This window comes from Stenotrophomonas sp. Bg11-02 (genome assembly GCF_002836635.1).
Taxonomy (GTDB): domain Bacteria; phylum Pseudomonadota; class Gammaproteobacteria; order Xanthomonadales; family Xanthomonadaceae; genus Stenotrophomonas; species Stenotrophomonas lacuserhaii.
On sequence record NZ_PJAY01000060.1, the window covers coordinates 39,159 to 65,081 of the forward strand.

Consider the following 25,923-nt stretch of genomic DNA (forward strand, 5'->3'; position numbering starts at 1 on the left):
GCGGCCTGCCGACGGGGCCGCCAGTGATCAAACGCGGCCTGCGCCGGTTGCGGCGCAGCCTGCGGCCGCTGTGGCCGTGGCTGAGGTGGGGCAGCGTGGCGCTGCTGTTGGCGGCGCTGCTGCTGGATCTCGCGTTTCCGCCGCCGTTGCCGAAGCAGCGTGACACCAGCACGCTGGTGGTCGCGCGCGACGGCAGCCCACTGCGCGCCTTCGCCGATGCCGAAGGCGTGTGGCGCTACCCCGCTTCGGTCGAGCAGGTGTCCCCGTTGTACCTGCAGGCCCTGCTGGGCTACGAGGACCGCTGGTTCTGGCGCCATCCCGGCATCAATCCGGTTGCGCTGCTGCGTGCCAGCATGCAGATGTTGGGGCAGGGGCGCATCGTGTCGGGCGGCTCGACGCTGACCATGCAGGTGGCGCGCATCCTGGACCCGCACACGCGCACGCCATGGGGCAAAGCCAAGCAGATGCTGCGCGCGCTGCAACTGGAAGTGCACCTGTCCAAGCGCGAGATCCTGACCCTGTACCTGGAGCGCGCGCCCTACGGCGGCACCATCGAGGGCGTCGAAGCGGCCAGCTGGGCCTACCTGGGCAAACCGGCGGCGCAGCTCTCGCATGCCGAGGCAGCGCTGCTGGCCGTGCTGCCGCAGGCGCCCAGCCGGCTGCGTCCGGACCGCCATCCCCAGGCAGCGCAGCAGGCGCGTGACAAGGTGCTGGCACGGATGGCCTCGCTGGGGCGCTGGTCCGCCGAAGAGGTGGAGGATGCACGCGTGGAAACGGTGGTGACCCGTTCGATGCGTCCGCCCCTGCATGCCGCCTTGCTGGCGCAGCGCCTGCATGCCGCGCAACCGGGCCAGCCACGCATCCAAAGCAGCATCGACATCGACCTGCAGCGCACGCTGGAGGGCCGGCTTTCCAGCTACTTTTCCACGCTGCCCGAGCGGACGTCGGCGGCGCTGCTGGTGGTCGACAACCAGACCCTGCAGGCACGCGCCTACGTTGGTACGCTGAACTTCGGCGACCGCCAGCGGCTGGGCCACGTGGACATGGTGCAGGCCTGGCGTTCGCCGGGTTCCACGCTCAAGCCGTTCCTGTACGCGATGGCACTGGATGACGGGCTGATCCACTCGGAAAGCCTGCTGGTGGATGCACCGCAGAATTTCGGCGGTTACCGCCCCGGCAATTTCGACGAGGCCTTCAATGGTCCGGTGAGCGCAGCCACCGCACTACGCCTTTCGCTCAACGTGCCGGCGGTGGACCTGCTGGATCGGGTCGGGCCGGCGCGTTTCGCCGCGCGCCTGTCCCATGCCGGGATCCAGCTGCGCTTTCCACGCGGAAGCTCGCCCAACCTGTCGTTGATCCTGGGCGGCACCGGCGCGCGGCTGGAGGACCTGGTCGGCGCGTTCGCGGCGTTGAACCGCGATGGCATCGCCGGCCGCGTGCGCTACACCGCGTCGGATCCGGTGCTGGATCGCCGGCTGGTATCGCCGGGGGCGGCGTGGATCGTGCGCGAAATGCTGGAGGCCAATCCGCGCGCGGGGCAGGGCACCGATACCTTCGAACTCGGGGGGCGGCCACGGGTCGCGTGGAAGACCGGCACCAGCTACGGCTACCGCGATGCCTGGGCGATCGGCAGCACGCGCCAATACACCGTGGGGGTCTGGGTGGGGCGGCCGGACGGCACGCCATTGCCGGGACAGTACGGGGCGGTGACTGCACTGCCGCTGATGTTCGAGGTGGTTGACAGCCTGCCACGGCAGGGCCGCGCCAGCGCCCCAGCGCCGCGTCCGGCTACCGTCAGCCAGGCCGATGTGTGCTGGCCGACCGGTGGCCTGGCCAGTGAACTACCCGATGGATTGTGCCAGCGGCGACTGAGCGCGTGGTTGCTCGACGGCAATGTGCCACCGACCTTCGCCGAGCGCGATGCGCGGCGCTGGCAGCCGGGGCGGCAGCGTTACCAGGCTGACGCGCACAGCGGACGGCGCCTGTCCGCAGATTGCAGCGCCCCGCACGACGTGGAGGACCGTGAGGTCGCGCGATGGCCGGCGCTGCTGTCACCGTGGTTGCCGCAGGCAGCACGTACCGCCTCTCAGTTGCCTGCGCTGGCGCCGGATTGCCGCGACGACGGGCGCCAGGCCAGCATCGCCCTGCACATTGATGGACTCAACGACGGCGCTTCGGTGGCGCGCGCACCGGGTGCCGTCGATGGCGTGCGCCTGCAACTGCGCGCATTGGGCAGCGAGCACGACATCGACTGGTTGCTGGACGGCCGCTGGGTCGCCCGCACCCGCGGCGCCCAGCCTTTCAGCCAGCGCTTTGAACAGCCAGGACGGCATACGTTGACCGCACTGGCCAGCGATGGAGCCTGGACCCAGGTGCGGTTCAACGTGGTGCGCTGAGGGCGGTCTACTTGCCGATCCAGCCATCCAGCAGGTCGGCGAACTCGTCGGCGTGCTCTTCTTCCTGGGCCAGGATCTCTTCCAGGATGCGCTTGGTGGTGGTGTCCTTGTCACCGACGAAGTTGATCATTTCGCGGTAGCTGTCGATGGCGATGCGTTCGGCGATGAGGTTCTCGCGCACCATGTCGCGCAGGTCGGTGCCTTCCTTGTACTCGGCATGCGAGCGTGCGGTCAGGGTATCCGGGTTGAAGTCCGGCTCGCCGCCCAGCTGGACGATGCGCTCAGCCAGCTTGCCGGCGTGCGCCTGCTCCTGCTGCGCATGCTCCAGGAACTCGGCCTTGACCGCATCGGCGAGCATGCCCTTGGCCATGAAGTAGTGGCGGTAGTAGCGCAGCACGCACACGTATTCGGTGGCCAGCGCATCGTTGAGCAACCGGATGACCGCCTTGCGGTCGGCGTTGTAGGTATCGGTGATCGCACCATCTTCGATATTGCGCCGGGCGTTGTCGCGCAGGATCTGGCGATCACTGATGCCGGCGGGATGGGCGGGATGCGGGTGCTTGGCTGGCTTTGACATGGCTGGCCTGTTCTCCTTCGTTGGTTGCGGTGGCGCGTTGATCAGTGCGGCAGGTGCGCCAGTACGTGCTCGGCCGATGACACCTCGAACGCGCCGGGGGCGTCGATCCAGGCTTCGCGCACCGTGCCGTCCTCCACGTACAGGGCGAAACGACGCGAGCGCATGCCCATGCCGGACGCGCTGGCGTCCACTTCCAGGCCGAGCGCGCGGGCCAGCTCGCCGTTGCCATCGGACAGCATCAGCAAGCCGTCGGGGACGTGCTGGCTTTCGCCCCACGCCTTCATCACGAACGGGTCGTTGACTGCCACGCAGTACACGTCGATGCCGCGTTGGCGGAATTCGGCGAAGTGTTCGATGAAGCCGGGCAGGTGACGGGCCGAACAGGTCGGGGTGAAGGCACCGGGCACGGCGAACAACACCGCCTTGCGGCCGTCGAACAGGGCTTTGGTGTCCACCGTCTCCACGCCGTCGCGGATCCGTTTCAGCGTGACTTCGGGGATCGGGTCGCCAGCTTGGATGCTCATGGGTGGGCTCCTGGTAAACAAGCAGCGTAGGCACGTTGATGGAAGGGCCGTGTCAACGGATTGAAAATCCCGTGTGCACGCCCGATCTGCTGGCCAATGGGGCAGACACCATCCGGGCCTGCACACGGCAGCCGCTAGAATAGGCGCGGGTTGGCGCCCCCGGTGCCGACGGATCAATCGAGGTAGCACGATGGAATTCAAGGATTACTACGCCACGCTGGGCGTGGAACCCAGCGCGGGCGACGCGGAAATCAAGACCGCTTACCGGCGGCTGGCGCGCAAGTACCACCCGGATGTCAGCAAGGAAGCCGGGGCGGAAGAAAAGTTCAAGGGCATCAACGAGGCGTACGAGGCGCTGCGCGATCCGCAGAAGCGCGCGGCGTATGACCAGCTCAAGGCCCAGGGCTATCGTCCGGGCGAGGAGTTCAATGTCCCGCCCAACTACGGCGGCGGCGGCGGCTTCGATTTCGAGGAAGTGTTCGGTGGCGGCGCAGGCGGTGCCAACGGTGGCTTCAGCGATTTCTTCGAAAGCCTGTTCGCACGCCAGCGCGGCGGCGCCGGGCGTGGCCCAGGTCCGGGCTTCAGCAGTGGCGGCCATGCCCCGCAGCGCGATACCCGGGCCAAGCTTTCCGTCCCGCTGGAAGCGGCCTACAACGGCGATACGCTGCGGATCACGGTCAACGGCCGCCAGCTGGACGTGCGCGTGCCGAAGGGCATCAAGCCGGGCCAGGTGATCCGGCTGGGCGGGCAGGGCACCGACGGCGGCAACCTGCTGCTGGAAGTGGAATATGCCGCGCACCCGCAGTTCGAAGTGGACGGTCGCAACATCCTGTACACCCTGCAGGTGACGCCGTGGCAGGCGGCGCTGGGCACCAGCATCAGCGTGCCGACGCTGGGCGGTGCGGTGGAACTGAAGGTAGCCGCTGGATCCGATGCCGGGCGCAGGCTGCGCCTGCGCGGCCGGGGCTTGCCGGGCAACCCGGACGGTGACCAGATCGTGGAGCTGGAGATCGTGGCGCCGGCGGCCAGCGATGAGGCCCAGGCCGAGGCCTACCGCAACCTGGCCAAGGCGTTCGGCGAGTCGATCTGAGGGGGGGGTGTTGTGCTGCGCACGGCTTGAAGCGCAGGCAACGGCAACGGCAACGTCAAAAGCTGCAGGGCTGTGTGTTGGCGGGGCGGGGTGGCTGTGCAGGACACGCCGCAAGTACGTCCCTGTAGGCTCGCTTTTCGCATCCATGCGAAAAGACGGTCCTGCACAGCCACCCCGCCCCGCCTTCGACAGGTCCATGGCGGTCATCTGGTAGCGCCGACCCATGGTCGGCGGAATGTTCCCGCCAACGGCCCGCTGCGCTCGCCGACCATGGGTCGGCGCTACCGCTTTTCTTTTCTTTACTACGCGGGTGGCGGCCACCGGAACCTGTCAGGGGGACGGGCGGTGGGGCTGTGCGGGGGCGTTGAGCGCCATGGATGGCGCGAAACGAGGCCCGCATGGACGCAGTTTTTGCCGTCCCCCGCACAGCCCCACCGCCCGTCCCACCCAAAGCTGCGGCTTTCGAGCCACCCGCGAGGGGGTTTCACCCGTTCGACCCCACCCCGGTCAGGGCTGCCCGGCGAACACGCGTTCCAGTACCTCGGACAGTTCGTCCTCGGAAAACGGCTTGGTGATGTACGCCTTCGCGCCCTGGCGCATGCCCCACATGCGGTCGGTGTCCTGGTCCTTGGTGGTCACCAGGATCACCGGGATGTGGCGCGTGGTTTCATCGCGGGCCAGCGTGCGGGTGGCCTGGAAGCCGTTGAGGTTGGGCATCACCACGTCCATCAGCACCAGGTCCGGCAGTTCGGCGCGCGCGGTTTCCACGCCGGCCGCCCCATCGGTGGCGGTCAGGATCTGGTGGCCCAGCTTCTCGACGATGCGCTGTATCCCCAACAGCTGCGATGGTGAATCGTCGACGATCAGGATGCGTGCCATGTTGCTCCCCAGGTGATGCCGCAGTGTAGTGCGCCGCTTGCCTTGCGGAGAAGCCGACAACGTGCCGTCCGTCGCCCGCCTGCGACGTTCAGTCGATCCGTACCACGGTACGCCCGCGCGAGCCGCCCGACAGCATGCTTTCAAAGACCGGCGGCAGCTCGGCAAGCCCGATTTCCCGCGTGCAGATCGCTTCCAGGTGCGCCGGCTTCCAGTCGCTGCCCAGACGTTCCCAGACCTGCTCGCGCAGCGCCCGCGGGGCGCTGGCCGAGGACACGCCGAGCAGCGAGACGCCGCGCAGGATGAACGGCATCACCGTCATCTCCAGCGAAGCCTCGGCGGCCAGTCCCGCGCTGACCACGCTGCCGTAGCCGACGGTCTGTGCCAGCAGGCTGGCCAGCATCGGGCCGCCTGCATTGTCCAGCCCACCGCCGAAGCGCGCCGACTGCAGCGGCGCGGTGTCGGCCAGCGCATCACGTGGCAGGACCTCGCTGGCACCGATCGCGCGCAGCCAGTCGGCCTGCTCCGGCTTGCCGCTCACCGCATGCACGGCGTAGCCGGCGCGGCTGAAGATATCCACGGCCAGGCTGCCGACCCCGCCGCTGGCACCGGTCACTGCCAGTGGGCCATGCCCGGGCGTCAGGCGGTTGTCCTGCATGCGCAGCAGGGCCAGCGCAGCGGTGAAGCCGGCGGTGCCCAGCACCATCGCCTCGCGCGGGGTCAGCCCGGCGGGCAGGGCGATGACCGCACTGGATTCCAGCCGGACGTACTGGCTGTAGCCGCCGTCACGGGTTTCGCTCAGGCCGCAGCCTGTCGCCAGCACCGCATCGCCCTCGCGCCAGGCCGGGTCGCTCGAAGCGACCACCACGCCCGCCACGTCGATGCCGCCGACCAGTGGGAACCGGCGCAGGATGCGGCCGCGGCCGGTCCCGGCCAGGGCATCCTTGTAGTTGACCGACGACCACTGCGCGCGGATCAGCACCTGTCCGGGGGAAAGATCGTCCACCTGCAGCGGCGCAATACCACTGTGGTGGCCGTGGTCGTCCTTGTGGATGCGGAAGGCGCTGAAGGTGGCCGGAAGGGACATTGGAACGCTCGCTGACGGGGAAATGTCACCTTACCCCCTTCCAATCCTCCTGGTCCGCCCCATCTTGTAGAATCAGGGAAACCGGTACAAGGCTGGTGTCACGGGAAGGGCCCGTGGCGCGGCCCAATTCAGATGGAGCGTGCATGGCCTGGAATACACCCGGCGGCAACAGGGACGGACAACGTCCCGAAGACAACCGGCGGGGGCCTTCCAAGCCCCGCGGCGGCGGATTTGGTGGTGGCTGGGGTGGGTTCCCGGGGCCGTTGAAAGACATGTTCGATGGCGGCATCGTCCGCTGGATCGTCATTGCGGCGGTCCTGCTGCTGCTGTTCTCCAGCTTCCAGCTGATCGGCGAACAGCAGCGTGGCGTGGTGCTGCGCTTCGGCCAGTTCTCGCGCATCCTGCAGCCAGGCCCCAGCTTCAAGCTGCCCTGGCCGATCGAGTCGGTGACCAAGGTCAACGCCACGGAGATCAAGACCTTCTCGGTCTCGGTGCCGGTGCTGACCCGCGATGAGAACATCGTCAACGTCTCGCTCAACGTGCAGTACCGCATCGACGACCCGCGCCTGTTCCTGTTCGGCACCTTCGATGCCAACCAGGTGCTGGAGCAGTCGGCGCAGAGCGCGGTGCGCGAAGAAGTCGGTCGTGCCGACCTGAACTCGGTGCTCAACAACCGTGGCCCGTTGGCGACCGCCGCCGAAACCCGCCTGCAGACCCTGCTGGGCGCGTATCGCACCGGCGTCACCGTGACCGGCCTGACCCTGCCCGACGCGCGTCCGCCGGAAGAAGTGAAGCCGGCCTTCGACGAGGTCAATGGTGCGCAGCAGGTCAAGGAACGGCTGATCAACGAAGCGCAGGCCTACGCGGCCAAGGTGGTTCCGGAAGCGCGCGGCCAGTCCGCCCGTACCCGTACCACCGCCGAAGGCTACAAGGCCGCCGTGGTCTCGCGTGCAGAAGGTGATGCCCAGCGCTTCACCCTGCTGCAGCAGCAGTACAAGAACGCGCCGGAGGTGACCCGCAAGCGCCTGTGGCTGGAAACGGTCGAGCAGGTGCTGGCCGAGAACCGCAAGGTGATCGGTGGCGACAGCCGCCAGGTGTTGTACGTGCCGTTCCCGGGCGAAACGCGCCCGACCGGTGCAGCGCAGCTTCCCTTGTCCAACCCGGATGTCGTGCTGCCTGCCGTGACCGGCAGTGCAAGCTCCACTCCGCGTGATCCAGGCCGGCCCGTGGGCCGTCCGACGGGACGACCGAGCGGCCGTGAGGAGGGCAGCCAATGAGGAGTTCACTGTGGATCGGCCTGGTGGTCGTGATCCTGTTCGGCCTGCTGGGGTCGGTGTTCGTGGTCCGTGAGGACCAGACCGGCATGGTGCTGAACCTGGGCCGCGTGGTCCGGGCCGACATCAAGCCGGGCCTGCACTTCAAGGTGCCGCTGGTGGAAACGGTGCGCGTGTTCGATCGCCGCTTCCAGGTGCTCGACACCGCCCCGGCGCGTTACTTCACCGCCGAACAGAAGGACGTCAGCGTCGACTTCTTCGCCATCGGTTACATCTCCAACGTGGGCGATTACTTCCGTGCCACCGGCGGCGATCCGCGCGTGGCCAACGCCCGCCTGGCACCGATCATCACCGACTCGTTGCGCAACCAGATCAACTCGCGTTCGCTGACGGAGTTGGTGTCCGGTGACCGCAGCGAACTGATCGCCGACCAGCTGACCGGGATCAACGAAGCCGTGCAGGGCCTGGGCATGCAGATCATCGACCTGCGCATCAAGCAGATCGACCTGCCGACCGACAGCCAGGTGATCAACGACGTGTACGAGCGCATGCGTGCCCAGCGCAAGCAGGAAGCGGCCAAGCTGCGGGCGGAGGGCGAAGAGCAGTCGCTCACCATCCGTGCCCAGGCCGACCGCGAGGCGACGGTGCTGGTGGCCGAAGCCGAGCGCGATGCCCAGCGCATGCGCGGTGAAGGTGATGCCGAAGCGACGCGGATCTACGGCCAGGCCGGTTCGGCCGATCCATCGTTCTTTGCATTCACCCGCAGCCTGGAGGCCTATCGCAACTCGTTGACCGATGGCAACGGGGTGATCGTGCTGGACAAGAATGATCCGTTCCTGCAGTACCTGAAAAGCGACCGCTGAGTCGCCGGCGTTTCCGCACGGGGCCCGGCATGTCCGGGCCCCGTGCTTTTTGTGGAGCAGTTGGATGAAAGACCTGTTCGCCGCGCTGTGCCTGGTGGCCGTGCTGGAAGGCCTGCTGTTGTTTGCCGCGCCACTGGCGTGGAAACGCATGGCCGCACGTTTGATGGAGCTGCCCGGGCCGGCGCTGCGCAGCTTCGGCGGGCTGGTGTTGCTGGCCGGCTTGAGCCTGTTGTGGTGGGCACGCCACTAGGTATGCGGCTCTCCTGCAGAATTCGCGCGTTGTCGTGTCCGGCTATGTCTCGCTGAAAGAGCCGTTGCTAGCGTCTTGATCTCCATGGCGTGGAGGAAACAACGATGCCAGTGAGCAATGGTATGGCGCGCAGCGCCCAGGGACGTGACCAGTATCTCCAGACGCAACGGGGCAGGCCGGTCTCCGGCCATCTGCAGCGTGTGCCGCGGCAGCCCGCCGGCATGGTGTGGCGGGTGGCGAACCAGCCTTGGAATGCGCGCGCCACCTTGGCCGCAGGTACGGTGATGTTGCTGGCGGGGAGCCATCTCGCCGGTGCTGCCGCGAGGATCAGCGACGCCCCGGCGCCTTCGCCGGCCACACCCCCGTTGCAGCCCGGCCGATCGGCCGCTGGAATCGGCAGGCTGCTGCCGCGCAGCGTCGTCTCGCCGAGCGGCCCGCCCGCTGGGGCCACGCAGTCTGATGCGCAACAGGCCACCGCGCTGCATGCGTTCCATCCCGCAGTGTTGCCGCAGATCAGTCATCCGCTGGCGGAGTTGGCCGGACAGGAGGCACTGATGGTGGCCGAAGAGAGCGTGGGCGGCGGTCAGTCGCTGCTGTGGCAGGGGATCGCGGCCTGGTTCGCTGATCCGTGTACCGACCTGGACCAGTACGCCAACGGGTTCTGGAAACTCCAGCATCCTGCCGGGCCCGTCGCGCCCAGTTTTTTCAGCGAGGCCAGGAAGACCGTCCAGGAGCAGATGCTGGAAGACCTGTCCCACGCATCGCCGGATGCGCTGGGCGCGGAGCAGGCATTTGCCTTGACCTGGGCAAGTGCACGGGACGTCGGCGGTTGGTCGTGGAGCGCGTTCGCTGCGCAGCGCGATGAGATCGCAGCGCTGGCCAGCATGGACGACGTCATGCGACACATCTGCGCCTCGATGCTGAAGGGGCAGGAGACCGTACTGGGGCTGGAACGTTACTTCCGCGCCGGCGTGCTGGCCGTCGGACTGGCGCTGCAACCGGCCGAGCCCGCTGGACTTCATGGCTTGCCGCCTGCACATCCGGCCGTGCTGGCGCACAAGGCCGATATCGCCCGGCTGCTGGTACACACCGGTATGCCGCAGGCCGAGGCAGAGCAAGCGGCTGACGGCATCTTCGACATGGAAGCCGAGCTGGCCCGCGTGCCGATGGAACCGATGCGCATGGGTTCCTACAGTCTGTCCCAAGCGATCCATGCATTGCCGGGTTTCCCCTGGGCCGAGGTGTGGAGCGTGCTCAGGCTGGATCCCATGACCGCGCTGTTCACCAGCGTGGAAACCTGCCGGAGCCTGGAGGGCCTGCTGGGCAGCCGTTCGCTGCCCGAATGGAAGGCCTTCCTGCGCTGCCAGCAGGCGCGACGGATGGAGCATCTGCTGCATACCGGGCGCGAACCCGGACAGCTCCTGCACCGGCTGGAGGATTCCCGTGGCGGGCGCCGCCTGCTTGGGGCGTGGTACGGCAGCAGCGCCAGCCCCGCACTGGAAACCCGCGCACGGGCCCTGTTCGAGGGTGTGAAGCAGGTCTATCTGGAGGACCTGGCGGCATCGTCATTGCCGGTGGAGGATAAACGCCTGCTGCAGGACGTCCTGCACGATGCCAGCCTGCGGTTGGATGACGGACGCGACATCGAGTGGAGCGGCTTCGAGGTGTCGCCTTCGTTTGCGATCAACCTGCAGCGCCTTGCCGGACTCAAGGTGCGGGAAGATATCGAGATCATCGAGGACCTGGCCGGAGCGAGCCGCGCCGGCAGTCCGGCCCATCACCTCGCAATGGGCACCAACGTGCGGGACGGGCAGGTGTTCACCACGCCGGCGCTGCTGGGAAGCGTGCAGGCAGCGGCGACATCGGCGGAGCACGAATGGGCGACGCTGGGCGCGATGTTCGGGCACGAACTGGGTCACCTGATGGTCGATGGGTGCACCCTCAGCGCACTGGGCGAGGCGATGATGGAACAGGAGAACGCGGCCATCGGCCAGCGCATCGGGGACCTGTGGAGCGGCGAGCCCCAGCTCGATCCCCAGCGAGTACGTGGCGAGGCAGCGTGTGACCTGCGGGGATTGAGCGCCAGCCGGCGTGCCGGGGAGGCCGAGGCCGCGCGCGAGGGCAGGGCGTTCGATCTCCGGCGGTTCTTCGTTGCAGCGGCCGGACTGCACGCAGCCAACCCCACCGCGGCCCAGCTGCGGGCGAAGATCAGCGAGGACCACCACCCACCGGGCCCGTTCCGGGCCGAGTTGGGGCGTTCGCTGAAAGGATTCGACGAGGCTTTCGGCTGCGAGCCACGGCCCTCGACCCCGTTTGACCGGATGTTCACCCATGCGCCGCCGGTGCAGGCCGCCGCCGAGCCCAACACGGGCTGACCCACGGCGCTGCCACAGGGTGGCAGCTGACCCCCGAAACCCGGATAATGCACAAAAGCCGGACGGGCCTCCCGTTCGGCTTTTTCCGTGTCCGGGCCCTCCATCGCCGGCGCCTCCCCGTTGGAGCCGCCACACCGCGCTGGCCAGCCTCGCCACGGTTACCCGTCCGCGGCCCCGATGGCCGCACACAATTCGAGGAGCCCGTCATGGGTCAGTCTGTCGTAGTGCTTGGTGCCCAGTGGGGCGATGAAGGCAAGGGCAAGATCGTCGATCTGCTCACCGAGGAAATCGGTGCCGTAGTACGTTTCCAGGGCGGCCACAATGCCGGCCACACGCTGGTCATCAATGGCAAGAAGACCGTCCTGCACCTGATTCCGTCGGGCATCCTGCGCGCCGATGCGCTGTGCCTGATCGGCAATGGCGTGGTGATCTCCCCGGCCGCGCTGCAGAAGGAAATCGCCGAGCTGGAAACTTCCGGCGTGGAAGTGCGTTCGCGCCTGAAGATCTCCCCGGCCGCGCCGCTGATCATGCCGTACCACATCGCCCTGGACCAGGCGCGCGAACGCGCTGCCGGCGGCAAGGCGATCGGCACCACCGGCCGTGGCATCGGTCCGGCCTACGAAGACAAGGTGGCGCGTCGCGGCATCCGCATCGCCGACCTGCATTACCCGGCGCAGCTGGAAGAACTGCTGCGCACCGCGCTGGATTACCACAACTTCGTGCTGACCAAGTACCTGGGCACCGACGCGGTCGATTTCCAGCAGACCTTCGACGAAGCGCTGGCCTTCGGCGAATACGTGCAGCCGATGAAGTCCGACGTGGCCGGCATCCTGCACGACCTGCGCAAGCAGGGTAAGCGGGTGTTGTTCGAAGGGGCGCAGGGCGCGCTGCTGGACATCGACCACGGCACCTACCCGTATGTCACCAGCTCCAACACCACCGTCGGTGGTGCGCTGGCCGGTGCCGGCGTGGGCGCTGATTCCATCGATTACGTGCTGGGTATCGCCAAGGCCTACGCCACGCGCGTGGGCGGTGGCCCGTTCCCGACCGAACTGGACGATGAAATCGGCCAGGGCATCCGTGACCGTGGCGCCGAGTACGGTGCATCCACCGGTCGGCCGCGTCGCTGCGGCTGGATGGACATCGTGGCGCTGAAGCGCGCGGTGGCGATCAACGGCATCAGCGGCCTGTGCATCACCAAGCTGGACGTGCTGGATGGCATGGAAAAGCTGAAGATCTGCATCGCCTACGAATACCGTGGCAAGCGCACCGAATACGCACCGCTGGATGGCCAGGGCTGGGAAGAGTGCACGCCGGTGTACCTGGAGTTCCCGGGCTGGACCGAGAACACCCACGGCATCACCAACTGGGACGACCTGCCGCCGGCCGCACGTGCCTACCTGCGTTCGCTGGAAGAGCTGGCCGGTTGCCCGATCAGCATCGTGTCGACCGGTCCGGACCGTGACCACACCATGGTCCTGCAGGACCCGTTCGCCTGATCCCAGACGACGCGACAACCCGGTAGCGCCGAGCCATGCTCGGCGGGCTCCACCAGAGGGCGTGACGACCATCGGTCGCCACGCCCTCTGCCGTTTTACACCTGCGTGACCGGCGATGACACTGCACATCGCCCTCGCTGGCCCTACACGGTGCATTTACCGCGGCCGCTCCACCCTCGGCGCATCACCCACCAGGAATCACCGATGACCGCCTACACCCTGCAGGACCTGGCCAAGAAGATGGCCGACATCGATTTCGTCATGTTGCAGACCACCACCGACGGGGGTGAGCATGCGGCGCGGCCGATGAGCAACAACGGCGACGTCGACTACGACGGTGACAGCTGGTTTTTCACCTTCGAAAACACGCGCATGGTGGCCGATATCCGCCGCGATCCGAAGGTGGGACTCTCCTTCACCGGTGCCAAGTCGTTGCTGGGCAAGCCACCGATCTTCGTCGCCGTGCAGGGCCATTGCCATCTGCATACGGACAAGGCGACCTTCGCCGAGCATTGGGTGAAAGACCTTGAGCGCTGGTTCGAGCAGGGCATCGATACACCCGGACTGGTGCTGCTGCACGTGCGTGCCTCGCGCATCACCTGGTGGGATGGCGAAGACCAGGGTGAGCTGCGCGTCTGACGCGCGGACAGAGCGCCCGCCGCGCATGGCTCGGCGCTACCCGAACCACCCCGCATTGGTATCGCCGACCCATGGTCGGCGAGCGCAGCGGCACCTTGGGAATCAGCGCCCCGTCAGCAACGGATACGGGTTGATCGAATCTCCCTTCCACCACTGCTTCTCCGGCCCCAGCACATGTGCTTCAAAGTGCAGGTGCGGTGCCTGCGGATTGGCGTTGCCGGTGCTGCCTACGTAGCCGATCACCTCGCCCCGCTTGATCTGCTTCTTCTCCGCCAACCCGTCGGCGTAACGCTGCAGGTGTGCGTAGTAGTAGCAATGCACGCCATCGGGGTCGAACTGGTACATCGTCAGTCCGCCCTTGTCGCTGTCGAACAGTTTCTCGACATGGCCGTCCGCCACCGCCAGCACCGGCGTGCCCTCGGCCGCCATGATGTCGATGGCATCGTGCACCCGGCCCTCGCTGCGCGCATCGGTGAAGGTGTCCTGCAACTGCGAAGGCGAGATGCCCTGCACCGGCAACAGCAGTCCGCTGGACGCGGGCGCGGTGGCGGGCGTGGCGACCACCGGTGCAACCGGCAGGGCCGCAGCGGTCACCTGCAGCGATGAACGAGATGGTCCGGACACGGTTTCGGGCGTCACCGAAGGCGAGCGCGCCGGTTCACCCGGCACGGCAATCACCGAAGCCGGATCCACCGGCGCGATATCCACCGCCGCGCCGCGCTGGCCGAACAGCCACCAACCGGTGCCGATACCCACCACCAACCCCACTGCGATCAACGGCATCACGCGCATCGGCTTACTCCTGCATCACCACGGTCAACGACGGTCCCACGGCATCGGCCACGCGCAGCGCATCCCAGTTGGTCATGCGCACGCAGCCATGCGATTCGGTTTTGCCGACATGGCCCGGCTCGGGCGTGCCGTGCAGGCCGTAGTGGGGCTTGGAGATGTCGATCCACACCACGCCCACCGGATTGTTCGGCCCCGGCGGCAGGGTCTGCTTGCTGTCACCCTTCTTCGCGTCCCAGAACAGCTTGGGGTTGTAGTGGAAGGTGGGATCACGCGCAACGCCGAGGATCTTCCACTCGCCGATCGGCAAGGGATCGTGCTGGCTGCCGGAGGAGACTGGTACCTGCGCCAGGACCTTGCCCTGGTCGTCCAGTAGCTGCAAGGTGGAATCGGATTTGTCGATCAACACCTTGGCCGCCTTCGGCAAGGCGCCGCTGCCGATGTTCGGCACCTGGATCGACGTGCCGGCCTTGCTGAGATCCACGCCCGGGTTAAGCGCCTTGAGCAGGTCCGGGGAGGCGTGGAAGCGCTCGCCGAGCGCTTCGGCCACCGAGCCGAAGCCCAGCGCTTTGAGCTGCGCCTGCGCGGCAGGCCCCTTCGGCGTGGGCTGGAATGGACCGGCCACATCTTCGGCGGTGAGCGTGTAGCGCACCAGCATGTTGGTGCTGTCGGCCTGCAGCGCCTGCCAGGTTTCCTCGTCCAGCTCGCCGGTCACCTTGAGTCCGCGTGCGGCCTGCAAGCCCGACACAGCACGGCGCTGGTTCGAGCCCACCTCGCCGTCGATCTGGCCGGGCGAGAAGTTCGCCCGGTCCAGCAATACCTGCGCATGCAGTGGCGAGCGTGGCTCGATGTTCACCGGCTGCGCGCCGGCAGTCTGGGCGGGGGCGGCAGGTGCCGGTGCCTGGGCCATCGCCAGTGGCGCGGCCGACAGGCCGAGGCAGGCGATCAGCAGGGAAGAAAGGGGCAGGCGCTTGGGCAGCATCGGGAATTCCTTGTTCGAATGCCTCCACCATGCCCATGGGCCATGCGCAGCCACCGTGAAAAGGCTGACGGGCGGCTGAGCGTCCGGCGCGGACGAGTGCGGGGCAAGCGAGACACTACCGCTGCGCTGCAACTTGGCCGATGCTACGCAGCAGACAAGGGGATGCCATGGACAGCAGTGACAATCCAGCGCCTGCAGGCGCACCGGCGCCGCCGCCGCCCAAGGCGTTCGACTGGTCGCTGATACCGGTCGCGGAGGGCAACGAAGACTCGATCGTGCTGCAGGCTTCGCGCCGCATGCAGCGCGAGCCGGCGCTGCTGTTCACCACCGCTTACCTGCTGGTATCGGCACTGGGCCTGTGGTGCAGCTATTGGTTCTATCGCGGATTCGGGATATCGATCCTGGATTACCTGCAGGCCAGTGACTTCCTGGTCGCCGGCGTGCGCGACCCGGTATACATCGGCCTGTTGCTGCTGGGCGTGCTGCTGGTATTGCTGGTGACCTGGCCGGAGACGCTGCGCCTGCGCAATCCGGAAACGGCCGCTCGCTTGAAGGGTCGTAACCGGTTATGGCGACTGCTGCTGGGGCGTTCGGTATTCACCAGTTGGGAAGCGACCCGGATGCGTCCGCTGACCGCGATGACCGTGGCCGTGACGCTGTTCATGGCGGTGGCGGCAGCCGGTTACGTATCCCAGCGCGGCAACGACATCCGCGATCGTCGCGCAGGTGATGCGGTGACCGTGCACTTGATCGGCGATACCACGGCATTGGCGGGGCAGGCGCGGCTGCTGGGCACCAGCAGCGCGTTCGTGTTCCTGTGGTGGCCGGCACAGCGACGGGCGGAGGCGGTTCCGATCGCCGCCGTACGCCGTGTGCAGGCAGCCGGCGTACGGCGCAACGCGGCAACGACGCCGTCGCCGCCGGCCCGAACCGCCCGCTGACGTTCCACCCCCAGCCGGGTCAGCTGTCCTTGGCATCCTTGCGGCCACTGCCGCTTTTGTTGCCACCGCCGTCCTGCTTGTTGACCGTGGCCCACGCGATCCGTTCGGCATCACTGGCCGAGCGACCCTTGTCCTTCTCGCTCTCTTCGATGTGCGCCGCCTTGCGCTTCTGCTTGTCCGTGTAGGCGGATTTATCACCTTGGGTCATGAGGTTTCTCCTCTCAGGGGGATCAAGCCAGCAGGCGCAGTTTCGGTTCGCGTGCCCATTGGCGGGTTGCGGCGGCCGCAATGAAACCCTTGGCATCGGACGCCTGCACGATGCCCGGATCACTGCCGACGCCGGCGGCTTTGAGCAGCGCCTTGGCACCCTCGTCGTGGCCGACGGCCTTCAGGTGCGCCCACGCGTTGCTGACAAAATCAACGGCGGCGGACTCCTTGGACAGCACCTTGCCGGCCTCCGCACTCAGCACCACCGCGACCGCATCGAAGACCACCGACGGCGTACCGGCAAGCTGGCCATCGGCGGCCTGGCGCTTGCCGTCGCTCAGCACGCCGCCGCCCAGCTTGGGCGCCACCAGCTTCACGTCGGCGCCCGCCTTCTGCGCCGCGTTGCGCAATGCGGCGATGGTGCCGGCATCGGAGCCTTCATCGAACAGGATGCCGATGCACCGGCCCTGCAGGGTGTCCTTGCCTCGCCCGATGGTGCGCACCTCCGGGGCGTTGGGCAGGTCCTGCGCGGGGACCGCGGCCGGGGCAGGGGCCGGCAGTGCGTCCATGCCCAGGCCATCGGCCACGCGCTGGGCCAGGCTGTCATCGATATTGCGCAGCTGGCTGACAGTGCGCTCGCGCACCGCCGCGGTTTCCACCTTGGACAGTTCGAACACCAGCGCGGACGCCAGGTGCGCCTGCTCCGGCTTCTCCAGGCTGCGGAAGAACATCCGCGCCTGGCTGAAGTGGTCGGAAAAACTTTCGGCGCGGGTGCGGCCCTTGCGCCCGTCATCGGCGGTGGCATGGCTGCGGAAACCGGCCGGCGTTTCTCGCGGCGTGTCCGCTTCCAGCGAACTGGGGTCATAGGCCACCCGGCCCTTGGGCACCTGCATCTGCATGTGGCCATCGCGCTGATGGTTGGCGAACGGGCACTTCGGTGCATTGACCGGAATCTGGTGGAAATTCGGCCCGCCCAGGCGGATCAGCTGGGTGTCCAGATAGGAGAACAACCGCCCCTGCAGCAACGGATCGTTGCTGAAATCAATGCCGGGCGGCACGTTGGCCGGGCAGTACGCCACCTGTTCGGTTTCGGCGAAGAAATTGTCCGGCCAGCGATCCAGCACCATCCTGCCGATCACCTGCAGCGGCACCAGCGATTCGGGGACGATCTTGGTCGGGTCCAGGTGGTCGAACGGGAACTGCTCGGCCTCTTCTTCGGTGAACAGCTGCACGGCCAGTTCCCACTCGGGGAAGTCGCCACGCTGGATCGCTTCGAAGAGGTCGCGGCGCTGGAAATCATTGTCGGCACCCTGCAGTTTCAGGGCTTCGTCCCAGACGGTCGACTGCAGGCCCAGCTTGGGCCGCCAGTGGAATTTGACGAACGTGGAGTTACCGGCGTCGTCGAGCAGGCGGAAGCTGTGGATGCCGAAGCCTTCGATCATCCGCAGCGACCGCGGAATGGTGCGATCGCTCATCGCCCACATGATCATGTGCATGGATTCAGGCATCAGGGACACGAAGTCCCAGAACGTGTCATGGGCGCTGGCGGCCTGCGGGAAGGCGCGGTCCGGCTCCATCTTCACTGCGTGGATCAGGTCGGGGAACTTCAGCGCATCCTGGATGAAGAACACCGGGATGTTGTTTCCGACCAGGTCCCAGTTGCCTTCAGGGGTATACAGCTTCACCGCGAATCCGCGCACGTCGCGCGGGGTGTCCACCGAGCCCGCGCCGCCGGCTACGGTGGAAAAACGCGTGAACACCGGCGTCTTGACGCCGACTTCGGTCAGCACCTTCGCGCGGGTGAATTTGCCCAGCGAACGGGTCAGCTCGAAGTAGCCATGGGCGGCGCTGCCGCGCGCATGCACGATACGTTCCGGGATCCGTTCGTGGTCGAAGTGGGTGATCTTCTCGCGCAGCAGGAAGTCTTCCAGCAGGCTGGGGCCACGCGGCCCTGCACGCAGTGAGTTCTGGTTGTCGGAAACCGGAATGCCCTGGTTGCTGGTGAGGACCGGGTGGGAGCCACCGGCCAGCTGGTGCAGTTCATCGCCCTGGCCGCGCTGCTCCAGCGCCTCGCTGGACGACGGTGCGGATGTGGGCTGGGCGGGTGCGCGCTTGCCGGAGGGCTTGCTGGCGGCCATCGAGGATCTCCTGGGGGGTTTGGCGGGGTGCTCCCATTGACTGTGGGGCCACAAGTGTTAACCCCGGGTCCCGGGCAGGTGAGTGCGCAGGGAAAACGGCGGTCGGCTATGCTGTGTCCATGCGTGTTGAACCTGCCGACATCGAAGCCCTGTTCGACGCCATCCCGGACGTGCTGTTCTTCATGAAGGACTGCGAGGGGCGCTACACCCACATCAACCAGACCATGCTGCGCCGGCTCGGGTTGAAGTCGCGCAAGGAGGTGATCGGCCGCACCGCAGCGGAGATCTACCCGACCGGACTGAGCGCGGACTACGCCGACCAGGATGCCCGGGTGATCGGTGGGGCGGTGATCGAAAACCTGATGGAACTGCACCTGTTCGCCAATCGCGAGCCGGGCTGGTGCCTGACCTGCAAGCGTCCGCTCGTGGTGGAAGGGGAGATCAAGGGGCTGATCGGCATTTCCCGCGACCTCGGCCAGAAACACAGCCTGGGCGCGCAGTACGAGCACCTGCGGCTGGCGCTGGCGCACCTCAATGCGCATTACGCCGAAAACGTGCGCATGCAGACCCTGCTGGACATCACCGGGTTCTCGTTGTCCAAGCTGGAGCGGAGCTTCCGCAAGGTATTCCAGATGACCCCGCAGCAGGTGCTTACCCGGTTGCGCATCCAGATGGCCATGCATCTGCTGCATGGCAACGACAGCATCGCCAGCATCGGCCAGGCGTGCGGTTTCAGCGACCAGAGCGCGTTCACCCGCAAGTTCAAGGCGGAGGCAGGGGTTTCTCCCCGCGCCTACCGGGCCCGCATCACCGAACTGGCCGGCGGCTGAGCCGGCAGGCCATCCGGCCTATCCCACCGGCGCGCTGGACAAGGTAATGTGACGGCCTTGTTGCCGCACACAGTGTCCTTCGATGCCCGCCAACCCGACGCCTGCCGCTCCTGCTTCGACCACCCGCCTTGGGCATGCGCTCAAGCCCCGCCAGCTGATCATGATGGGGCTGGGCAGTGCCATCGGCGCCGGCTTGTTCCTTGGCTCCGGGGTCGGCGTGCAGCTGGCCGGCCCGGCCGTGCTGCTGTCCTACCTGGTGGCCGGTGCGCTGGTGATCATCGTGATGAACGCGCTGGGCGAAATGGCGGCCAACAAGCCCACCAGCGGCGCCTTTTCGGTGTATGCCGCCGACGCCCTGGGGCCGACCGCCGGGGCCACCGTCGGGTGGCTGTGGTGGGTGCAGCTGGTGATCGTGATCGCCGCCGAAGCGGTGGGCGCGGCCGGCCTGCTGGCTACGGTATGGACCGGCCTGTCGGTGCCGATGGCGGCACTGGCCTTCATGCTGTTCTTCACCGCCATCAACCTGCTGGGGGTGAAGAATTTCGGTGAGTTCGAGTTCTGGTTCGCCATCCTCAAGGTGGCCGCGATCCTTGGCTTCATCGCCATCGGTGCGGCGCTTCTGCTGGGCTGGTTGCCGGATGCGACGTCGCCGGGCCTGTCCAATTTCACCGGCAACGGCGGCTTTGCCCCGACCGGGCTGGCCGGCGTGGGCGCGGCGCTGCTGGTGGTGATCTTCGCCTTTGGCGGCACCGAGATCGTGGCGGTCGCCGCAGCCGAAACCGAGGATCCCGAGCGCAGCATCGCGCGCGCGATCCGCACCGTGGCGTGGCGCATCCTGGTGTTCTACATCGGTTCGCTGAGCGTCATCATCGCGGTGGTGCCATGGACCAGCGAGGCGCTGAAGTCGCCGTTCGCCGCCGTCCTGGAAGCGGCCAATATCCCCGGTGCCGGTACGGCCATCACGCTGGTTGCGGTGATCGCCCTGCTGTCGGCGCTCAATGCCAATCTGTACGGTGCGTCGCGGATGATCTTCTCGCTGGCACAGCGCCATGAGGCACCCGCCGTGCTGGGCTGGGCCGACCGTCGCCAGGTGCCGGTGCTGGCGGTGCTGGCCAGCGTCCTGTTCGGCTTCGCCGCCACGGTGATGGAACTGCTGTTCCCGGACAGGGTGCTGCCGGTGCTGCTGAACATCGTCGGTTCCACCTGCCTGCTGGTGTGGACGTTGTCGCTGCTGTCGCAGCTCGTGCTGCGTCGGCGGGCGGACCGCGCCGGTGTGTCGCTGCCGTTCCGGATGGCTGCTTTCCCCTGGTTGACGGCCTTGGCGCTGGGCATCCTGGCGCTGATCTTCGCGCTGCTGCTGTACGGCGACCAGACCCGCCTGCAGTTCCTGTCGATGGTGGTGCTGACCCTGTTCATCGCCGGCTGCAGCGCCACCGCCCGGCGTCTGCGCGGCAGCGCAGGCTGAGCGGCCATGAAGGCGTAGCGATCCGTACCGCTACGCCTGGGACGCTGTCAGTCACGGCGGTCCATGGCGGCTGAGCCGTTGCCACCGCCACCGCCCAGCAGGCACAGGGCGAATTCCGCCGAACACGTGAAGATGTTCTGGGTGACTATGCAGGTGGCGTATTGAATGCCGCAGTCGATGATGCCGCGCTGCTCGGCGTTGTTTAGCGCAAAGGCTGCCGGCGCGGCAAGGAACCCGGTGAGCAGGGCGATGGCGGGCAGTGTTCTGATGCGTTTCATGGAATGTCTCCACTAGTGACGAGAGGCTCCCTGCGCTGCAGGAAGCGGGCGTGCCCCGATTGATGCGGGGCCGTTCCGGGCTGTCGCGCCGGAACGTGCCAGCATCGTCCCGCTACCGCCGCATCAGACCCATCAGGGAAGCAGGTGCGCACCCGTCAGGGGCCTGCGTGCCTGTTTGTCGTCGTTCTTCATGATGGCGACGGCGAACGACTGCCCATGACGCACAAGGCCCGCTTGCGCGGGCCTTGTGGTTGACCGTGGATGCCCCGGGAGGCCGATCAGGCGTCGACTTCGTCATCCTTGTACGCATCGACCGGGATGCAGGCGCACATCACGTTCTTGTCGCCGTACACGTTGTCCACCCGGGCCACCGGCGGCCAGTACTTGGACTGCTTCAGGCTGGCCAGCGGGAACGCCGCCAGTTCGCGCGGGTAGGCGTGGGTCCACTCGCTTGCGGTCACGGCGGTGGCCGTGTGCGGTGCGTTCTTCAGCGGATTGTCCTCACGCTCCAGGCGGCCATCTTCGATCGCGGCGATCTCTTCGCGGATCTGGATCATCGCGTCGATGAAGCGATCCAGTTCGTGCTGGGATTCGCTTTCAGTCGGCTCCACCATCAACGTGCCGGCGACCGGGAAACTCAGCGTCGGCGCGTGGAAGCCGAAATCGATCAGCCGCTTGGCGATGTCCTCGGCGCCGATGCCGCTGGTCTTTTCCAGCGGGCGCACGTCCAGGATGCACTCATGTGCCACCAGCCCGTTGCGGCCCGTGTACAGGGTCTTGAAGTGCGGGGCCAGGCGGGTGGCGATGTAGTTGGCGTTGAGCAGGGCGACCTGGGTCGCCTTGCGCAGGCCTTCGCTGCCCATCAGCGTGATGTACATCCAGCTGATAGGCAGGATCGACGCGCTGCCGAAGGACGCCGCCGAGACCATGCCGACATCCCCTTCGCCACCGAGGACGCGCGGCAGGAATGGGGCCAGGTGCGACTTCACCGCGCAGGGACCGACGCCGGGACCACCGCCGCCATGCGGGATGCAGAAGGTCTTGTGCAGGTTCAGGTGCGACACGTCCGAGCCCCACTTGCCCGGCTTGGCCACGCCGACCAGCGCGTTCATGTTGGCCCCGTCGGTGTACACCTGGCCGCCGTGCTGGTGGATGATCTCGCAGATCTCCACGATCTCTTCTTCGAACACGCCGTGCGTGGACGGGTAGGTGACCATCAGCGCGGCAAGGCGGTCGCTGTACTTTTCCGCATTGCGGCGGATGTCGTCGACATCGACGTTGCCGTTGGCATCGGTCTTTGTGACCACGACCTTCATGCCGCACATCTGCGCCGATGCCGGATTGGTGCCATGCGCCGAATCCGGGATCAGGCAGATGTCACGGTGGTCATCGCCGCGCGAACGGTGATACGCGCGGATCGCCAGCAGGCCGGCGTATTCACCCTGCGCGCCGGAATTGGGCTGCAGGCTCACCGCGTCGTAGCCGGTGCATTCCACCAGCATGGCTTCCAGACCTTCGATCAGTGCCTTGTAGCCCACGGCCTGGTCGGCCGGCACCAGCGGATGGATGTTGCCGAACTCCGGCCAGGTCACCGGGATCATCTCGGCGGTGGCGTTGAGCTTCATGGTGCACGAACCCAGCGGGATCATCGTGCGGTCCATCGCCAGGTCCTTGTCGGCCAGCGAACGCAGGTAGCGCAGCAGTTCGTGCTCGCTGTGATGGGTGTTGAAGACCGGGTGGGTCAGGAAAGCGCTGCGGCGGGCCAGGTCGGCCGGGATGGCGTCGGCAGTGCTGTCGTCCAGCGCATCCACGTCGGCCTGTGCACCGAATACCGCGGCCAGTGCGACCACGTCCTCGCGGGTGGCGGTTTCGTCCAGGCTGATGCTGACCGAGCTGCTGTCGATGGCGCGCAGGTTGTAGCCGGCCGCGCGCGCGGCGCCGTGGATGGCGGCGGCGTCGATGCCGGTCACGTGCAGCGTATCGAAGAAGTCGCTGCCGACGGCCACGCCGTTGCTGCGCAGGGCAGCGGCCAGGATCGCCGCCAGGCGGTGGGTGCGCCGGGCGATGCGGGTCAGTCCGTCCGGGCCGTGGTACACCGCGTACATCGAGGCCATCACCGCCAGCAGCACCTGGGCGGTACAGATGTTGGAGGTGGCCTTTTCGCGGCGGATGTGCTGCTCGCGGGTCTGCAGGGTGAGGCGGTAGGCGGGATTGCCCTGCGCATCGATGGAGACCCCGATCAGGCGGCCCGGCATCGAGCGCTTGTAGGCATCACGGCAGGCCATGAAGGCGGCATGCGGGCCACCGAAGCCGAACGGCACGCCGAAGCGCTGGCTGTTGCCGACCACGATGTCCGCGCCCCATTCGCCGGGAGCGGCCAGCAGGGTCAATGCGAGCAGATCGGTCGCCACCGCGACGAGGCCGCCGCGGGCGTGCACGGCATCGACCAGCGCTTTGTGGTCGGCCACCTGGCCGAAGGTGTCCGGGTACTGCAGCAGCAGGCCGAAGGCCTCCGCTTCCAGCGCTTCGGCCGGGGTACCCACGCGCAGCACGATGCCCAGCGGTTCGGCGCGGGTGCGCAGCAGTTCCAGCGTCTGCGGATGCACCGCGTCATGCACGAAGAACGTGTCCGACTTCGACTTGGCCGAACGCTTGGCCAGGGTCATCGCTTCGGCCGCCGCAGTGGCTTCGTCCAGCAGCGAGGCGTTGGCGATTTCCATGCCGGTCAGGTCCGCGCACAGCGTCTGGAAGTTGATCAGCGCTTCCATGCGGCCCTGCGAGATCTCAGCCTGGTACGGCGTGTAGGCGGTGTACCACGCCGGGTTTTCGAGGATGTTGCGCAGGATGACGTTCGGCGTGTGGGTGCCGTAGTAGCCCTGGCCGATGAAGCTGCGCAGCACGGTGTTCTGGTCGGCGATGGCGCGGATCTTGGCCAGTGCCTGCACTTCGGTGATCGATTCGGGCAGCGCCAGCGGCGCAGGCGACTTGATCCGGGCCGGCACGATGGCGTCGGTCAGCGCATCCAGCGAGGCATGGCCGACCACGCTCAGCATCTGCGCGATCTCCGCATCGTTGGGGCCGATGTGGCGCTCGACGAACGCGTTGTGGTGTTCAAGCTCGCGCAACGAAGGGGTGTTCTGGGACATGGCGAAGGATCCGTCGGGAAAGGGCACGCACGTGGGCAGGCTGCCGATCAGCAGCCTGCGGGGGCGCCCCTCTGTCCTTTTGCCTGAGAGTTTGGAAGCACGCATGTGCGCGGCTTCGTGCCCCTTCGGCGCCGGATCGAACCGGTCTCTCCAGAGTTTTGATGCGGGTGGTCACGGGCCTGAGCGATTACGGGCGTTTGCGCCTTCGGCAGCGGTGTCCTGCTTCTCCCACCTTGTTGCCCCCCGATTATAGCGGTCGGCCCCCACGGATGCGCGGCTGGATGGGGTCAGGGACCAGACGTTTTCGGACCGGACCGAATGGCAAAGGCGAACGCTACGGTCTATCATGGCGCACTACTCGTATTCATCCGGCGCCGCCCTTCTGTCTCTTCTGGACACGGGCTGGCGCCTGCCGCGCATGGCCTGCGCGGAACCTCCGGACGCTCCCATGACTGCCGCCTCGCCTTCGACCCGCCGTCTGGCCCTGCTGCTCGCAGGCCTGGCGATGTTCGGCCCGTTCTCCATCGACACCATTTTCCCGGCGTTCCCGCAACTGGCGCAGCGGCTCGGGGTGGATGAAGTAGCGGTGCAGCAGACCGTCAGCGTCTACCTGCTGTTCTATGGGCTGATGAGCCTGGCGCACGGCCCCCTTTCCGATGCCTGGGGGCGCAAGCGGGTGATCCTCGGCGGGCTGGTGGTGTTCGTGGGCGCCTCGGTCGGCTGCGCGCTGTCCACCGACCTGACCACGCTGCTGATGTTCCGCGCGCTGCAGGGCCTGTCGGCCGGCGTCGGCATGATCGTCGGCCGCGCGGTGATCCGTGACCTGTACCACGGCCACGATGCGCAGCGGTTGATGAGCCAGGTATCGATGATCTTCGGCATCGCACCGGCCATCGCGCCGATCATCGGCGGCTGGATCCTGCTCAGCGGTGCCGGCTGGCCGCTGATCTTCTGGTTCCTGGTGGTGTTCTCGCTGCTGCTGCTGGTGGCCACCGCGCGATTCCTGCCGGAAACCCACCCGATCGACGCGCGCACGCCGCTGTCGCCGCGCGGGCTGGTGCGCGATTACCTGCGGATCGGCTCGAACCCGCGCTTCATGCGACTGGCGCTGGCCGGCAGCATCAACTTCGGTGGCATCTTCCTGTATATCGCGTCCGCGCCGATGTTCGTGATGCAGCACCTGCGATTGGGCGAGGGCGGATTCGCCTGGCTGTTCATCCCGACCATCGGCGGCATGACGGCCGGTTCGTTCCTGTCCGGGCGCATGGCCGGCCGTACCACGCCGACCCGCCAGGTCAGCATCGGTTTCATCTGCTGTGCGGTTTCGGCCGTGCTGAACATCGGCTACGTTGCCACGGCCCCGCAGCTGGTGCTGCCGTGGGCGGTGCTGCCGATCTTCATCGGTGGCCTGGGCATGGCGCTGATCTTCCCGATCCTGGCGTTGGCGGTGCTGGACATGTATCCGCACCAGCGCGGGCTGGCCTCGTCATTGCAGGCGTTCCTGCAACTGATGGTGAGCACGCTGGTGGCCGGGCTGGTGTCCCCGCTGCTCAGCCATTCGCCGCTGCAGCTGGCGCTGGGCCAGGCGGCCTTCTTCGCGGTGGGCTTCCTGTTCTGGTACTGGGAACACCGGCGCGAGCGCGCTGCGGAGGCGCTGCGGGTGGCCGCAGGCGGGGGCGCGCCGTGAAGCAGGTCAG

At 67.2% G+C, this 25,923-nt stretch carries 21 protein-coding genes, 1 pseudogene and 1 riboswitch; of the genes and pseudogenes, 12 read left to right on the forward strand and 10 right to left on the reverse strand.

The window, feature by feature from the left end:
* Nucleotides 1–23 precede the first annotated feature (23 nt).
* Nucleotides 24–2,396: a penicillin-binding protein 1C gene (gene pbpC, locus CXG43_RS10375; protein ID WP_232767733.1), complete on the forward strand. Its 2,373-nt coding sequence runs from the start codon at nucleotides 24–26 to the stop codon at nucleotides 2,394–2,396.
* Between the two features lie 7 nt (nucleotides 2,397–2,403).
* On the opposite strand, the gene CXG43_RS10380 is transcribed toward pbpC, so the two are convergent.
* Complete coding sequence (locus CXG43_RS10380; protein ID WP_101099897.1) at nucleotides 2,404–2,973, reverse strand: ferritin-like domain-containing protein; 570 nt, start codon at nucleotides 2,971–2,973, stop codon at nucleotides 2,404–2,406.
* A gap of 41 nt (nucleotides 2,974–3,014) precedes the next feature.
* Nucleotides 3,015–3,497, reverse strand: a complete 483-nt coding sequence (locus CXG43_RS10385) for a peroxiredoxin (protein ID WP_101099898.1) — start codon at nucleotides 3,495–3,497, stop codon at nucleotides 3,015–3,017.
* Nucleotides 3,498–3,687: 190 nt separating this feature from the next.
* Between CXG43_RS10385 and CXG43_RS10390 the strand changes: the two genes are divergently transcribed.
* Nucleotides 3,688–4,587: a DnaJ C-terminal domain-containing protein gene (locus CXG43_RS10390; protein WP_101099899.1), complete on the forward strand. Its 900-nt coding sequence runs from the start codon at nucleotides 3,688–3,690 to the stop codon at nucleotides 4,585–4,587.
* Nucleotides 4,588–5,094: 507 nt separating this feature from the next.
* On the opposite strand, the gene pilH is transcribed toward CXG43_RS10390, so the two are convergent.
* A complete protein-coding gene (pilH, locus tag CXG43_RS10395; protein ID WP_101099900.1) occupies nucleotides 5,095–5,466 on the reverse strand; it encodes a twitching motility response regulator PilH in 372 nt (123 codons plus the stop codon).
* Between the two features lie 88 nt (nucleotides 5,467–5,554).
* Nucleotides 5,555–6,550, reverse strand: coding sequence for a YhdH/YhfP family quinone oxidoreductase (locus CXG43_RS10400; protein ID WP_101099901.1), 996 nt, complete (start codon nucleotides 6,548–6,550; stop codon nucleotides 5,555–5,557).
* 143 nt (nucleotides 6,551–6,693) lie between these two features.
* Between CXG43_RS10400 and hflK the strand changes: the two genes are divergently transcribed.
* From hflK to CXG43_RS10430, 6 genes are all read left to right on the forward strand, one after another.
* Nucleotides 6,694–7,827 (forward strand): FtsH protease activity modulator HflK, encoded by a 1,134-nt coding sequence (gene hflK / locus CXG43_RS10405; protein ID WP_101099902.1) that lies wholly within the window; start codon nucleotides 6,694–6,696, stop codon nucleotides 7,825–7,827.
* On the forward strand, nucleotides 7,824–8,687 hold the full coding sequence (locus CXG43_RS10410) for a protease modulator HflC (protein ID WP_042613511.1): 864 nt from the start codon (nucleotides 7,824–7,826) through the stop codon (nucleotides 8,685–8,687). Before hflK ends, CXG43_RS10410 begins: the two co-directional genes overlap by 4 nt.
* Before the next feature lie 64 nt (nucleotides 8,688–8,751).
* A complete protein-coding gene (locus CXG43_RS10415; RefSeq protein ID WP_101099903.1) occupies nucleotides 8,752–8,937 on the forward strand; it encodes a DUF2065 family protein in 186 nt (61 codons plus the stop codon).
* Between the two features lie 104 nt (nucleotides 8,938–9,041).
* On the forward strand, nucleotides 9,042–11,312 hold the full coding sequence (locus CXG43_RS10420) for a hypothetical protein (protein ID WP_157825219.1): 2,271 nt from the start codon (nucleotides 9,042–9,044) through the stop codon (nucleotides 11,310–11,312).
* A 206-nt stretch (nucleotides 11,313–11,518) separates the two neighbouring features.
* A complete protein-coding gene (locus CXG43_RS10425; protein WP_042613514.1) occupies nucleotides 11,519–12,811 on the forward strand; it encodes an adenylosuccinate synthase in 1,293 nt (430 codons plus the stop codon).
* Nucleotides 12,812–13,015: 204 nt separating this feature from the next.
* Nucleotides 13,016–13,450 carry a pyridoxamine 5'-phosphate oxidase family protein gene (locus tag CXG43_RS10430; RefSeq protein WP_101099905.1) on the forward strand — a complete coding sequence of 145 codons (435 nt, stop codon included), beginning with the start codon at nucleotides 13,016–13,018 and terminating at the stop codon, nucleotides 13,448–13,450.
* Between the two features lie 102 nt (nucleotides 13,451–13,552).
* Here CXG43_RS10430 and CXG43_RS10435 read toward each other — a convergent pair whose 3' ends face one another.
* Both CXG43_RS10435 and CXG43_RS10440 read right to left on the reverse strand, forming a co-directional pair.
* Entirely contained in the window at nucleotides 13,553–14,242 is a 690-nt protein-coding gene (locus CXG43_RS10435; RefSeq protein ID WP_101099906.1) for a M23 family metallopeptidase, read from the reverse strand.
* Between the two features lie 4 nt (nucleotides 14,243–14,246).
* Nucleotides 14,247–15,221 carry a L,D-transpeptidase gene (locus CXG43_RS10440; protein ID WP_101099907.1) on the reverse strand — a complete coding sequence of 325 codons (975 nt, stop codon included), beginning with the start codon at nucleotides 15,219–15,221 and terminating at the stop codon, nucleotides 14,247–14,249.
* A gap of 167 nt (nucleotides 15,222–15,388) precedes the next feature.
* Here CXG43_RS10440 and CXG43_RS10445 point away from each other — a divergent pair, with 167 nt between their 5' ends.
* Nucleotides 15,389–16,162, forward strand: a complete 774-nt coding sequence (locus CXG43_RS10445; protein WP_101099908.1) for a hypothetical protein — start codon at nucleotides 15,389–15,391, stop codon at nucleotides 16,160–16,162.
* A 28-nt stretch (nucleotides 16,163–16,190) separates the two neighbouring features.
* Here CXG43_RS10445 and CXG43_RS10450 read toward each other — a convergent pair.
* Both CXG43_RS10450 and CXG43_RS10455 read right to left on the reverse strand, forming a co-directional pair.
* Nucleotides 16,191–16,370, reverse strand: a pseudogene (locus tag CXG43_RS10450) (hypothetical protein); the annotation flags it as partial.
* 22 nt (nucleotides 16,371–16,392) lie between these two features.
* Complete coding sequence (locus CXG43_RS10455; RefSeq protein ID WP_101099909.1) at nucleotides 16,393–18,507, reverse strand: catalase; 2,115 nt, start codon at nucleotides 18,505–18,507, stop codon at nucleotides 16,393–16,395.
* Between the two features lie 119 nt (nucleotides 18,508–18,626).
* Between CXG43_RS10455 and CXG43_RS10460 the strand changes: the two genes are divergently transcribed.
* Together CXG43_RS10460 and CXG43_RS10465 are read left to right on the forward strand one after the other, a co-directional pair.
* Nucleotides 18,627–19,337: an AraC family transcriptional regulator gene (locus CXG43_RS10460; RefSeq protein ID WP_042613521.1), complete on the forward strand. Its 711-nt coding sequence runs from the start codon at nucleotides 18,627–18,629 to the stop codon at nucleotides 19,335–19,337.
* Nucleotides 19,338–19,419: 82 nt separating this feature from the next.
* Complete coding sequence (locus CXG43_RS10465; RefSeq protein WP_101099910.1) at nucleotides 19,420–20,802, forward strand: amino acid permease; 1,383 nt, start codon at nucleotides 19,420–19,422, stop codon at nucleotides 20,800–20,802.
* Between the two features lie 47 nt (nucleotides 20,803–20,849).
* Here the strand turns inward: CXG43_RS10465 and CXG43_RS10470 are convergent, their stop codons facing one another.
* Entirely contained in the window at nucleotides 20,850–21,080 is a 231-nt protein-coding gene (locus CXG43_RS10470; RefSeq protein WP_101099911.1) for a hypothetical protein, read from the reverse strand.
* A 278-nt stretch (nucleotides 21,081–21,358) separates the two neighbouring features.
* Nucleotides 21,359–24,226 (reverse strand): aminomethyl-transferring glycine dehydrogenase, encoded by a 2,868-nt coding sequence (gene gcvP, locus CXG43_RS10475; RefSeq protein ID WP_101099912.1) that lies wholly within the window; start codon nucleotides 24,224–24,226, stop codon nucleotides 21,359–21,361.
* A 61-nt stretch (nucleotides 24,227–24,287) separates the two neighbouring features.
* Nucleotides 24,288–24,390, reverse strand: a riboswitch (glycine riboswitch).
* A 284-nt stretch (nucleotides 24,391–24,674) separates the two neighbouring features.
* On the opposite strand from gcvP, the gene CXG43_RS10480 reads away from it, so the two are divergent.
* Nucleotides 24,675–25,913, forward strand: coding sequence for a multidrug effflux MFS transporter (locus tag CXG43_RS10480; RefSeq protein WP_101099913.1), 1,239 nt, complete (start codon nucleotides 24,675–24,677; stop codon nucleotides 25,911–25,913).
* Nucleotides 25,914–25,923: the final 10 nt, after the last annotated feature.

What these genes read in the sequence shown, in the direction of transcription:
- CXG43_RS10455 (WP_101099909.1), bottom strand. Translation starts at nt 18,507, where the DNA reads ATGGCCGCCAGCAAGCCCTCCGGCAAGCGCGCACCCGCCCAGCCCACA.
- CXG43_RS10445 (WP_101099908.1), top strand. Translation starts at nt 15,389, where the DNA reads ATGGACAGCAGTGACAATCCAGCGCCTGCAGGCGCACCGGCGCCGCCG.
- CXG43_RS10465 (WP_101099910.1), top strand. Translation starts at nt 19,420, where the DNA reads ATGCCCGCCAACCCGACGCCTGCCGCTCCTGCTTCGACCACCCGCCTT.
- CXG43_RS10400 (WP_101099901.1), bottom strand. Translation starts at nt 6,550, where the DNA reads ATGTCCCTTCCGGCCACCTTCAGCGCCTTCCGCATCCACAAGGACGAC.
- CXG43_RS10410 (WP_042613511.1), top strand. Translation starts at nt 7,824, where the DNA reads ATGAGGAGTTCACTGTGGATCGGCCTGGTGGTCGTGATCCTGTTCGGC.
- CXG43_RS10385 (WP_101099898.1), bottom strand. Translation starts at nt 3,497, where the DNA reads ATGAGCATCCAAGCTGGCGACCCGATCCCCGAAGTCACGCTGAAACGG.
- CXG43_RS10435 (WP_101099906.1), bottom strand. Translation starts at nt 14,242, where the DNA reads ATGCGCGTGATGCCGTTGATCGCAGTGGGGTTGGTGGTGGGTATCGGC.
- CXG43_RS10430 (WP_101099905.1), top strand. Translation starts at nt 13,016, where the DNA reads ATGACCGCCTACACCCTGCAGGACCTGGCCAAGAAGATGGCCGACATC.
- CXG43_RS10415 (WP_101099903.1), top strand. Translation starts at nt 8,752, where the DNA reads ATGAAAGACCTGTTCGCCGCGCTGTGCCTGGTGGCCGTGCTGGAAGGC.
- CXG43_RS10470 (WP_101099911.1), bottom strand. Translation starts at nt 21,080, where the DNA reads ATGAAACGCATCAGAACACTGCCCGCCATCGCCCTGCTCACCGGGTTC.
- CXG43_RS10425 (WP_042613514.1), top strand. Translation starts at nt 11,519, where the DNA reads ATGGGTCAGTCTGTCGTAGTGCTTGGTGCCCAGTGGGGCGATGAAGGC.
- CXG43_RS10420 (WP_157825219.1), top strand. Translation starts at nt 9,042, where the DNA reads ATGCCAGTGAGCAATGGTATGGCGCGCAGCGCCCAGGGACGTGACCAG.
- hflK (WP_101099902.1), top strand. Translation starts at nt 6,694, where the DNA reads ATGGCCTGGAATACACCCGGCGGCAACAGGGACGGACAACGTCCCGAA.
- CXG43_RS10390 (WP_101099899.1), top strand. Translation starts at nt 3,688, where the DNA reads ATGGAATTCAAGGATTACTACGCCACGCTGGGCGTGGAACCCAGCGCG.
- pilH (WP_101099900.1), bottom strand. Translation starts at nt 5,466, where the DNA reads ATGGCACGCATCCTGATCGTCGACGATTCACCATCGCAGCTGTTGGGG.
- CXG43_RS10480 (WP_101099913.1), top strand. Translation starts at nt 24,675, where the DNA reads ATGACTGCCGCCTCGCCTTCGACCCGCCGTCTGGCCCTGCTGCTCGCA.
- CXG43_RS10380 (WP_101099897.1), bottom strand. Translation starts at nt 2,973, where the DNA reads ATGTCAAAGCCAGCCAAGCACCCGCATCCCGCCCATCCCGCCGGCATC.
- CXG43_RS10460 (WP_042613521.1), top strand. Translation starts at nt 18,627, where the DNA reads ATGCGTGTTGAACCTGCCGACATCGAAGCCCTGTTCGACGCCATCCCG.
- gcvP (WP_101099912.1), bottom strand. Translation starts at nt 24,226, where the DNA reads ATGTCCCAGAACACCCCTTCGTTGCGCGAGCTTGAACACCACAACGCG.
- CXG43_RS10440 (WP_101099907.1), bottom strand. Translation starts at nt 15,221, where the DNA reads ATGCTGCCCAAGCGCCTGCCCCTTTCTTCCCTGCTGATCGCCTGCCTC.